1 pseudogene is annotated in these 237 nt (G+C 65.8%); it reads left to right on the forward strand.

Annotation, left to right across the window (positions count from 1 at the left end):
• Positions 1–46: 46 nt before the first annotated feature.
• A pseudogene (locus tag ACLQ2V_RS28170) lies at positions 47–237 on the forward strand (FG-GAP repeat domain-containing protein); the annotation flags it as partial.

Raw genomic sequence — 237 nt, forward strand, 5'->3', positions numbered from 1 at the left:
GGCGGGTTCGTCGACGGATTTCAGTGGGGACGGTAAGGACGACGTGGTGGCGTTCACGTTGGGCTCGCTCAACGACGTCTACGTGGCCACCTCCACCGGGTCGTCGTTCGCGGGGACGTCGGTGAAGTGGAACGACTTCTTCGGCCTCAACGGCGAGACCGTCACGTCGGGGGACTTCGACGGTGACGGCCGCGATGACATCGTCGCGTTCACCCACGGCACCCTGGCCGACGTGTG

Origin of the sequence: Micromonospora sp. DT233, from assembly GCF_049841815.1 — a bacterium.
Classification (GTDB): domain Bacteria; phylum Actinomycetota; class Actinomycetes; order Mycobacteriales; family Micromonosporaceae; genus Micromonospora.